Origin of the sequence: uncultured Bacteroides sp. (genome assembly GCF_910585845.1) — a bacterium.
In the GTDB taxonomy this organism is placed as follows: domain Bacteria; phylum Bacteroidota; class Bacteroidia; order Bacteroidales; family Bacteroidaceae; genus Bacteroides.
In genome coordinates, this window is sequence record NZ_CAJUHF010000082.1 from 1 (window position 1) to 9,264 (window position 9,264).

Sequence of the window (9,264 nt, forward strand, 5' to 3'; positions counted from 1 at the left end):
TTGAATGTTTTTGAGAAGAGGAACGTAAATGGCTGAAAAACAAGAAGGAGGAAGGGAAAGTTTTTTCTGAGGATAAATACAAGGGGGAAAGTGAGACACATTATTATATATCGTGCGCGCGCGTATCATTACGAACAAGCAATAGAAATGACTGACGATAAGTGCAGCGCCCCACTGTCATCAGCCAATTATCAATTATCAATTGCCAATTATCAATTGCCAATTATCAATTGCCAATTATCAACTGTCAATTGTCAATTGTCAACAGGCATTGTCACTGCCAATTGGATTATAATTCTTATATTTGCGCAAATTCATAAAGATACTGTCATGAGATACCTGGATCCTAAGACTGATTTAACCTTCAAACGGGTTTTTGGCGAACATCCCGACCTGGTGATGAGTTTGCTGAATGCACTATTGCCGCTTGAACAGGGACAAGAAGTTACTGAAATTGAGTATTTGCCGGTAGAGCTGGTGCCGGATAATCCGTTGAGGAAAAACAGCATTGTTGATGTGCGCTGCCGGGACAAGCAGGGACGGGTGTTTCTGGTGGAGATGCAGATTATCTGGACGCCGGAGTTCCAACAGCGTGTGTTGTTCAATGCCTCGAAAGCATACGTGCGGCAATTGGATGCCGGAGAGCACTATGAGTTGCTGCAACCCGTATATTCGCTGAACCTGGTGAATGACATCTTCGAGCCTGAACTGGACAACGAGTATTATCATTATTATCGCCTTGTGCATATGGAGCATACGGAGAAGGTGATAGAAGGGCTTCACCTGATATTCGTGGAGCTGCCCAAATTCACTCCTCAAAGCTACAGCGAGAAGAAAATGCAAGTGCTGTGGCTCAGGTTCCTGACCGAGATCAATGACAAGACGCATGAAGTGCCGCAAGAATTGCTGGAGAACCCTGAGCTGAAGAAGGCGGTGAATGTGCTGGAGGAATCGGCTTTCACGGATGCACAACTGGCTGGATATGAGAAGTTCTGGGATATCGTCAGTGTGGAAAGGACGCTGATGTATTCTGCCCAAAAGAGGGGCATGAAGGAGGGACTGGAGAAAGGAAGAGCTGAAGGACTGGAGAAAGGAAGAGCTGAAGGACTGGAGAAAGGAATGGCTGAAGGGTTGGAGAAAGGACGTTCGGACGCACAGAAAGAGATTGCGCGGAACCTGAAGAAAGCCGGTGTGCCCACCGAAATCATCATGCAGAGCACAGGGCTTTCGAAGGAGGAAATAGAGGAAGAAAAATAATATCAGTCCCGATACGCCGGATTGGGCGGAGGAGGATCTTGCAGGATGGTAGCGGCATCGAAGCAGGGACACTCTTTGATCCACTCTTCGGGTTCGATCTCGCCGTTGCGGTTCAGGTCGGGACTGAGGTCGCGGTGCCCCACTACCCTACTGCCGGGATAATCGCGGAGCAACATCCGGACCAGCACACGAAGCGAATGCTTCTGGAAGTCGGTACGGGTGTCGGCAGGACGGCCGTGCAGGTCATAACCGCCTTCGTAGCAGATGCCGATGGAGTGCGCGTTATGCCCTTTGGCGTGTGCGCCGGCTTGCTCCAGCGGACGGAGGGCTTTGATGTCTCCGTTCTTGCGTATGTAGAAGTGATAGCCTGCGCCGGAGAATCCCCGGCGCAGATGGTCTGTGATCAAGTCGTATTCCGTATAACAACGGTCAGCGCGGGTGGCGCTGCAATGAATGACTAATAAATCAATCGTTCTCATCAGTTTATTGGCATTTTTCTAAAAAAAGACTAAAGAGGATAATGCTCCTCACGGCTCAACCCATTCTGTTCATGGCATGGGCGCTCAGCGCACCCAACAGGGCGGAAGCCAAGGCAATCACCATTTTCAGAATGACATCAAAAGAAAGTTTCTTCTTCATAATTTAAATAGGGTTTAGGGATTAAACTTATTCAAAAAGGAGTCTTTATCCGAAAGGATTCTCGTCTACTCCACCTCCGTCGCCGGTAGAGCCACTGCCGCCGGTGGAACCACTGCCGTCGCCTTCTTCTTTTCCGCCGCCGGCGTCGGTGGCATCGGCATCTTTCGGCTTATACAGCTCGAAGGAGATGTTGTTGGGGGCGTTTCGGGTGGTGGCGATGGCGTCGTTCACCAGTCGCAGGCTGCTGTCGGGCAGGAAACGGATGTTGATCTTGTCGATGTTCTTCACGGTGCAATCCTCCTGCTTCTCGGTGCCGATGCAGTGGAAGGTGGTATAGAAGACGCCGAATCCATCCAGTTTCACACTGTCGCCGTCCGTCAGCTTGCGCTTGAGGTTGCGCACGATGGCTTTGGTGACGTGCTCCACGTCTTCGGCAGACATGCCGCCCATCTCTTCAATTTCCTGCGAAAGGCGATGGATGTCGTACAGGCGGGAGGTCTTTGCCTTACGCTTGAGGTAATTCAACTTCGGGGACGATTTATCCCCCACTTTCTTGTAACGCAATGTGTGTTCTACAATCACTGACATAATAGTGTTTTTTAAAAGATTAATAAGTTACAGAGCTACAGAGTTACAGAGCTACAGAGTTACAAAGTTACAGAGCTACAAGGCTACAGAGCTACAAGGCTACAGAGCTACAAACTCATGAACTCACAAACTCCCCTTTCTCTTTTCGTCAGAACAAAGATACGACATGGGAAAAGGCGGAAATCCGGTTCGCTACTTTTCGGTAAGTTTCGGTAAGTTTCAGTAACGATAAAGTTGTGAAACGTACGTTTTTTCCTTGCATCCGCTTGCATATCTCACTGAAAATCATTAACTTTATATCCATATAAAGAAAAAGAAAGGAAAAAAGAATCTCCCAGAATCACGGAGACGCTTACCAAACAAAAAACATTTCAAGTATGACAAACTTTGATACGAACAGCATGGAGGAAGAAAGATTCCCCATCCGCAGCTATGGAAAGGGCGAACTCGCCATGATCTACATCCAAGGAGTGCAACAACAAAGCGCTGTCAAGGAATTTAATGCATGGATACGCAAAAGCCCGGGACTGGAACAGCAACTGATCGAAACCGGCATGAACCGGACAGCAAGAAAGTATACCCCCATGCAAGTAAAGCTTATCGTCAATGCACTGGGAGAACCGTAAGGATGGAAAAATACCCGAATTTAGAGCCTGTTTAAATTTTGTTCAGCCTTCTTTTGAGAGTTCTTTTTGAGGATGTTTTTCTGTTTTTATGAGGAGCATAGCGGGCTATGTGACGAATAAAAAGAGGAAAACAGACCGAAAAGAAACTCTAAAGAAGCTGAATAAAAAACTTTTTGAAGAAAATTTAAACAGGCTCTTAGTGTCAAAAGTTTCAGGTTTCATATATGCCTAAAAAATTCCGCGCGAAACTACTTTCGGGTATTATTTCCTTGAAAAAACTACTTTCCGGACATTATTTCCCTGAAAAAGCTACTTTTCCGGGCATTATTTCCTCGAAAAAACTACTTTTCCGAGCATTATTTCCCTGAAAACTACTTTCAGGTATCATTTCCCTGAAACCTATTTTCCAGGTATCATTTCCCTGAAACCTACTTCCGGGTATTATTTCCTTGAGAGCCTATTTTCGGGTATTTTTCAACTCAAAAAACCTACTTCTTCCGAGTCCTTGTCCCCTGCAAAGTTGTTTTCCGGTATATTTTTCCCTCATGCACGACGCATCCCTCCTCTAAAGCACGTTTCAGCATACGGTGAGCGGTGGACAAAGACCACTCCAGTTTGCGTGCGGCATCGATAAAATCCTTGCGGATAAATTCGCCGGGAAGCGCATCCAGCACCTTCTCGAAGGAGTGGAACTCACGCAGGGGAAGCGACTGCAAACCCAGTTCGGGCAACGACGAAGTGAGCAGCAGACTATGTTCCAGCAGTACCTTCGTGATCTGCGTGGCGATGTGGAAATCCTGATCCGTACAGTAGTAGGCATGAACGCCCCACATCCCGTCTTCGCACTTGCGGACTGCCGTCAGCACCGAAGCGATGCGGGCATTGATGACGCCCAGGCGCAGAACGATACTCCCCGACGCACTCTCGCCCTCGGACACTACCTCCTTCAGCATCGTCGAGAAACAGGCATCGTGCTCCGCCCACTGCGCAGGACTGAACAGCACCTCCGTGGGCGACTCCAACAGAAACTGATGCCACTGCAACACCTCCTTGCCCAGACCGCGGAAGAAGGAACGCAAATCCACATCGTCCTGCTTCGGGGCACAAGAGCGCCAATTCCATTGCGGCTCGGCGGTGAGCAGGGCAAAGCGGCTGTAGAGACCGTTCTCGAGCGATTGTATCAACTGCACGAACTGGTTGGGCGTGCCCGTCAGGCAAAGCGCCAGCCGAGGATTGGTCAGGAAGAGAGGCATCCCGTCTACCTTGAACGAAGAGCCGAGGTCTTCGTGATGGAAAGCCGCACAGAAGACATCGTCGTGCCTGCCGTAGTCCTGCTTCACGGCAGAGACCATCGTGTTGATTTCCGAAGCATGGATGATGCCTCCCAGGCTGCCGTTGTCGCGCAGGTGGGTGTAGAGGCGGGACTTCGAGAGGTTGGCAGGCAGCATCAGATAGACCGCCTTCGGCTCTTCGGGACGGGGAGACATCGGCCTTTTCAGATGTTTCCGACGGGCTTCCGCCTGACACTCCTCCCAGTCGTCAAGTTGCTGCTGATAGGTCTTGATGGCATTCGTGTTCTTAACCATGTAGTACTCGTGCGTAGGCTGCGAGAGGTAGGAAGCGAGCATCACCACGCTCTTTCCTGTGCCTGCCGGAGCCACTCCGGCGAAGTAGAGATGCGGGGAGTAGCGCCGTTGCTGGTAGAGGAAGGTCACTCCGGGCAGGCAGGCGCTCAGGTGGGTGATCAGCCCCATCAGCAGCATGTCTCTCTCGCGCAGGTTGTCCACCCGTGCCAGCCCACGTTTCAGCAGGTCGGGCAGTCTGTTGTACACCTCCGGCGGGAAGTACGGCATACCGGCACGCAGGGCATCGCTCTTCCTCGAAGCAAGGCGATGAGCCTCCCTTTCATCGCGCGGAAAATTATGGCTTATAGGTGAAACCTGACACCTGACACCTGATTGGGGAGAGGAAGCCTGCTTCGGGCTACCACTAATATACTGATATCCAGCCGAAATACCCTGTTTTATCTCCGTTGCCGTGAAGTCGGGAGCGCTCAATTTCTCTTGGGAAATAAGTATCAAATGTGTCAATTCCTCTTCCGAAAAGCCCTTTCCGCGCGCCGAATAGCCCAATTTCAGCATGACTTCGTGCCGCGTTCCCTTCACGAAAGAATGGCGGTGAAGGAAGTTTTCGAGGAAGCTGACGATGAATCCCGCTCCGGCTCCTTGTGCGGCGGCAGGCGCTGTTCCGGCAGATGCTGCTGTTCCGGCAGAAGATATTCCGGCAGACAGGGCGGCGGCGGAATCCCTTGCCTCCTCTCGTGCCAGTTGCACCGCCTTCGCCTGCCACTCGAAGGGCGTGGCGGAGGGATTGTAGTACGCCTCGGCATCGTAGACCGCCGAACAGTAGCGCGCCAGGTCCTTGCACTGCATGTCGCAGGGGAAGTCCACCAGCCGGCTCACCTCGTTCGACACCACCTTGTAGGCCTGCGCGTACTGCTGTGCCGTCTCGGCGTCGATGCGCACCACGGCTTTCAGTCCCTCGCCCGAAATGCTGGTCCACGTCAGCGCCACGTAGGGTAGCTGCGCCAGCTTCCGGGCAATCTCGCGCGTGCGGTCGGCAGTGTGGTCGAAGTCGAGCATCGCCCAGCCGCTCAGTTCCTTCAGCGTGGCGGCGGAGCGTTTGCCCCGGCAGATGCCTGCCACCGTCACTCCGGGCATGCTCAGCTTGATGTCTCCCGCCTCCTTCAGCATGCCTTTGCCCACGTATCGCCGATAAGCGTCGGTGCGCACCTGTAGTGCCGGTCCGGTCAACTCGTTATAGAACTCTTCCATCGTCATCGTTTGTGTCGGCTTCGTATTCATGATGGAGATGAAGTACGAAACCCTTCTTGTCAACTGCTTCATGACAGATAAATGTTTTTTTTGAACCGCCTAGTGAGACGAAAAAATCCGTCCCGTGAGGCCAAATATGTCGGCACACGAGACGGACTTTTTCGTTCCGCGAGACGGATTCCGCCGTCCCGCGGGAGGATTCTGTCACCGTCCTGCATCGAACGATGCGAAGTTCATCAAATATTTCCAAACAGGCAATTAGTGATTTTCGGCCGAAAACCACTAATCACCCTCATCTTGCGGAAAGACTCTCTTCTTCCTCCTCAATGATCTCAGTCACAAGATTTTGCAGCAGGGTTTCGATGCTGCGTACGGTAAGCGCCTTGCACTTGTCGTGCTGGTTGTCCACCAGGAAAAAATCGCCCAACACGTGTGCCCACCGACGGACTTCGTGCCACGAAACGGCACTCGGATCGGCTCTTTTGTGGTCCACGATCTGGCGTGCCACAGCCTCGAAAATGGCCGTTCTGCCACTGTCTATGTGGAACTTATCGCCTGTGGCGAAGTTAATCACTTCCGCCGCCTTATGCAGCGGGAACGTTTCATTCATGGCGATCAGCAAGTAACGGGAATTGCCGATCATCTCTGTTTTTTTGACTTTTGCATAGTCATCTGATTAAATTATTAAGATAAAAAAATAGGCTGCCAATTCAATAATTTACAGCCAGATAATTAATAAAAATTAATTAATACCGTCGGCAAACATACGCTTTCCGGCGAAAAAAACAGGCATGCAAGAAGAAAATTTCTTCTTTTTACAAGAAAAATAACATTTTTTCAGAAGTTAACCTGCGATTCAATACTAAGAACCTGTTTAAATTTTCTTCAAAAAGTTTTTTATTCAGTTTCTTCCCAAGTTTCTTTCGGTCTGTTTTCCTCTTTTTTCCGTCACACAGTTCGCTATGCTCCTCATAAAAACAGAAAAACATCCTCAATAAAGAGCTCTCAAAAGAAGGCTGAACAAAATTTTAACTGGCTCTAACCATACTTATTGGCCAGACTCTTTTCTTTATAGTCAAACAGAATTGAATTGTGAAACTTAAAATAATATACCTATCTTTCCTCTAAAGAAAAATATATTCTTTATCCTGTCGATATGAGATTCTCACGATTTTCATTTATATTTGCATCGGCTACGAAAACGGCCACGTAAATTTCGCAAGCAAAAAAAAGGAAACAGAAAAACATTGTAAAAGAGAAAATATTGTAAAAGAAAAAATATCATAACAGAAAAACATTGCAAAAGAATGACACACTCACCTCTTACGACTTCCAAAGGCTTCAGTAAAGCTTTCTGGGTAAGCAGTACGGTCGAACTGCTGGAACGCATGGCGTATTATGCCATATTCATCGTTCTTACACTCTACCTGTCCAATATCTTAGGTTTCAACGACTTTGAAGCGAGCATGATATCCGGCCTGTTCTCGGGCGGACTTTATCTGCTGCCTATCTTCACGGGGGCGTATGCCGACAAGGCGGGTTTCCGGAAGTCGATGATTCTCGCTTTCTCGTTGCTCTCCGTCGGCTATTTGGGACTGGGATTGCTCCCAACGCTGCTGGAAGCTGCCGGATTGGTGGAGTATGGCGAAGTGACCCGCTTCTCCGGTCTGCCGGATAGCAGCAGCCGCTGGATGATTGTCCCCATCTTGTTCATCCTCATGGTGGGAGGAGCATTCATCAAGTCCATCATTTCGGGTTCGGTGGCGAAGGAAACGACAGAAGCAAACCGCGCACGGGGTTACTCCATCTTCTACATGCTGGTGAACATCGGCTCTTTCACCGGAAAATCGGTGGTGGACCCACTGCGGAACTTCATTGGCGAACAGGCCTACATCTACATCAACTACTTCTCCGCTATCATGACGATAGTGGCGCTGTTTGCCGTCGTCTTACTGTACAAGTCAGCGCATACGGCAGGAGAAGGGAAAAGTATGCGTGAAATAGGCCAAGGCTTCCTGCGCATCATGACCAACTGGCGTCTGCTGTGGCTGATTCTCATTGTGACCGGTTTCTGGATGGTGCAGCAACAACTGTACGCCACGATGCCCAAATACGTAATACGTATGGCCGGCGAAACGGCACGACCGGGATGGATTGCCAACGTAAATCCGCTCGTGGTGGTCTGCTGTGTGAACTTCATCACCCGTCTGATGGCGAAGCGCAGTGCCATCACCTCCATGAACATCGGTATGTTCCTGATTCCGGTTTCGGCGTTGCTGATGGCTTGTGGCAACTTGCTGGGTGACGACCTCATTGCGGGCGTAAGCAACATCACCCTGATGATGATACTCGGCATCGTGGTACAGGCGTTGGCGGAATGTTTCATTTCACCGCGTTATCTGGAATACTTCTCCTTGCAGGCACCCAAAGGCGAAGAAGGCATGTACCTCGGATTCAGCCATCTCGATTCGTTCCTTTCCTCCATTTTCGGATTCGGACTGGCGGGTGTGCTGCTGACGAAGTATTGCCCCGACCCTGCCCTGTTTGAAACGCGCGAGGCTTGGGAAGCGGCAAGCGTCCATGCGCATTATATCTGGTACTACTTTGCAGCTATCGGTGTGATAGCGGCGGTAGCTCTGCTTGTTTTCGCCAAAATCACCGAATACATTGACAAGAAGAAGCAGAAGATGGCATAAGTGCGTGCCCGCAAGGTAATCACCCGGCAAAAGTTGGTCCACCTTTGTCCGGCACTCCTTGCAAGAACAGATTTAGAGCCTGTTTAAATTTTCTTCAGCCTTTTTCTGAGAGTTATGTTTGTAACAATAAATTCCGTCACGCCTCTTTTCAATGCGTACCAGGGCGGAACTTTTGTTTTTTATACTATGGATTATACAAAAACAACCGCTGGATTATCCCCAGATTCTTCGAATGCTGAAAGAACTGGGACTAATTGTCAAGGACGAAATTGAGCCCTATAAGTTTTGGAGTTTATGAGTTTTTGAGTTTGTAAGTTGGCACACTAATGAAAATAACTTAAAGATTCAAAATCTATCGGCTTTAACTCCTAAGCTGACTTATCGGCTACTCCCCTTTAACTCCTCTAACTCCTGTAAATGAAAAAGCCGTGCATAATGCTGCAATATTTCATAAGAAAGTTTGCCTATCTAAATTCTAAGTATTATTTTTGCACAGACCTAACGCCGTGAGGCTTCATCGGGAAGTCGGAGCGAGGGAGGTCATTACATAATATGAAAGCGTTTATCGGCGCTTGATTCTTGGCTAATCTGGAATGTGGCAGTTTCAAAACTTCGTCAGGAATG

General features: G+C 49.4%; 9 protein-coding genes. 4 read left to right on the forward strand and 5 right to left on the reverse strand.

The window, feature by feature from the left end; all coding sequences use genetic code 11:
* Nucleotides 1-330 precede the first annotated feature (330 nt).
* The gene (locus QZ323_RS14075) at nt 331-1,257 is read left to right on the forward strand and encodes an Rpn family recombination-promoting nuclease/putative transposase (RefSeq protein WP_294635331.1); all 927 of its coding nucleotides are present in this window, start codon (nt 331-333) and stop codon (nt 1,255-1,257) included.
* Between the two features lie 2 nt (nt 1,258-1,259).
* Here the strand turns inward: QZ323_RS14075 and QZ323_RS14080 are convergent, their stop codons facing one another.
* The 3 genes from QZ323_RS14080 to QZ323_RS14090 are packed head-to-tail and all read right to left on the reverse strand — an operon-like array spanning nt 1,260 to nt 2,484.
* Entirely contained in the window at nt 1,260-1,736 is a 477-nt protein-coding gene (locus tag QZ323_RS14080; protein ID WP_294635332.1) for an N-acetylmuramoyl-L-alanine amidase, read from the reverse strand.
* A 55-nt stretch (nt 1,737-1,791) separates the two neighbouring features.
* Entirely contained in the window at nt 1,792-1,896 is a 105-nt protein-coding gene (locus tag QZ323_RS14085; protein ID WP_294635333.1) for a smalltalk protein, read from the reverse strand.
* Between the two features lie 45 nt (nt 1,897-1,941).
* Entirely contained in the window at nt 1,942-2,484 is a 543-nt protein-coding gene (locus QZ323_RS14090; RefSeq protein ID WP_294635334.1) for an HU family DNA-binding protein, read from the reverse strand.
* A gap of 377 nt (nt 2,485-2,861) precedes the next feature.
* Here QZ323_RS14090 and QZ323_RS14095 point away from each other — a divergent pair, with 377 nt between their 5' ends.
* Entirely contained in the window at nt 2,862-3,110 is a 249-nt protein-coding gene (locus QZ323_RS14095) for a DUF4248 domain-containing protein (protein WP_294635335.1), read from the forward strand.
* A 488-nt stretch (nt 3,111-3,598) separates the two neighbouring features.
* Here QZ323_RS14095 and QZ323_RS14100 read toward each other — a convergent pair whose 3' ends face one another.
* Nucleotides 3,599-6,016, reverse strand: coding sequence for a DUF3987 domain-containing protein (locus QZ323_RS14100; protein ID WP_294635336.1), 2,418 nt, complete (start codon nt 6,014-6,016; stop codon nt 3,599-3,601).
* Between the two features lie 52 nt (nt 6,017-6,068).
* Here QZ323_RS14100 and QZ323_RS14105 point away from each other — a divergent pair, with 52 nt between their 5' ends.
* The gene (locus QZ323_RS14105) at nt 6,069-6,206 is read left to right on the forward strand and encodes a hypothetical protein (protein ID WP_294635337.1); all 138 of its coding nucleotides are present in this window, start codon (nt 6,069-6,071) and stop codon (nt 6,204-6,206) included.
* A gap of 30 nt (nt 6,207-6,236) precedes the next feature.
* Here QZ323_RS14105 and QZ323_RS14110 read toward each other — a convergent pair whose 3' ends face one another.
* On the reverse strand, nt 6,237-6,587 hold the full coding sequence (locus tag QZ323_RS14110; protein ID WP_294635338.1) for a hypothetical protein: 351 nt from the start codon (nt 6,585-6,587) through the stop codon (nt 6,237-6,239).
* Nucleotides 6,588-7,251: 664 nt separating this feature from the next.
* Between QZ323_RS14110 and QZ323_RS14115 the strand changes: the two genes are divergently transcribed.
* Entirely contained in the window at nt 7,252-8,640 is a 1,389-nt protein-coding gene (locus QZ323_RS14115) for an MFS transporter (RefSeq protein ID WP_294635339.1), read from the forward strand.
* The last annotated feature ends 624 nt before the right edge of the window (nt 8,641-9,264 follow it).

What these genes read in the sequence shown, in the direction of transcription:
- QZ323_RS14075 (WP_294635331.1), top strand. Translation starts at nt 331, where the DNA reads ATGAGATACCTGGATCCTAAGACTGATTTAACCTTCAAACGGGTTTTT.
- QZ323_RS14080 (WP_294635332.1), bottom strand. Translation starts at nt 1,736, where the DNA reads ATGAGAACGATTGATTTATTAGTCATTCATTGCAGCGCCACCCGCGCT.
- QZ323_RS14085 (WP_294635333.1), bottom strand. Translation starts at nt 1,896, where the DNA reads ATGAAGAAGAAACTTTCTTTTGATGTCATTCTGAAAATGGTGATTGCC.
- QZ323_RS14090 (WP_294635334.1), bottom strand. Translation starts at nt 2,484, where the DNA reads ATGTCAGTGATTGTAGAACACACATTGCGTTACAAGAAAGTGGGGGAT.
- QZ323_RS14095 (WP_294635335.1), top strand. Translation starts at nt 2,862, where the DNA reads ATGACAAACTTTGATACGAACAGCATGGAGGAAGAAAGATTCCCCATC.
- QZ323_RS14100 (WP_294635336.1), bottom strand. Translation starts at nt 6,016, where the DNA reads ATGAAGCAGTTGACAAGAAGGGTTTCGTACTTCATCTCCATCATGAAT.
- QZ323_RS14110 (WP_294635338.1), bottom strand. Translation starts at nt 6,587, where the DNA reads ATGATCGGCAATTCCCGTTACTTGCTGATCGCCATGAATGAAACGTTC.
- QZ323_RS14115 (WP_294635339.1), top strand. Translation starts at nt 7,252, where the DNA reads ATGACACACTCACCTCTTACGACTTCCAAAGGCTTCAGTAAAGCTTTC.